Genomic DNA, 236 nt, shown 5'->3' with positions numbered 1-236 from the left:
CGAACATCCCCAATCCAAAACCATGCCCAACACCGCAAAAACCCCTTCATCGCCGACAAACCCGACCATGAAAAAACACTGGCAGAGCTTATCGAAGAGTTGTGCTATATGCGCGCAAAGGTTGCCTACCTAAAGGAGTTAAAAGCCCTCAGCCAAAAGCAGACCGAAAAGAACAAAGCCAAACCGTCCAAGCACTGAGGGCGCAACACCCGCTCAAATACCTGCTGCACATCGCA

1 pseudogene is annotated in these 236 nt (G+C 50.8%); it reads left to right on the top strand.

The annotated features are described in order from the left end of the window. Positions 1–198: pseudogene (locus HMPREF2872_RS05715) on the top strand (hypothetical protein); the annotation flags it as partial. Between the last annotated feature and the right edge of the window lie 38 nt (positions 199–236).

Source organism: Neisseria sp. HMSC069H12 (genome assembly GCF_001812735.1).
Classification (GTDB): Bacteria; Pseudomonadota; Gammaproteobacteria; order Burkholderiales; family Neisseriaceae; genus Neisseria; species Neisseria subflava.
This window is presented reverse-complemented; position numbering and strand designations above follow the sequence as displayed.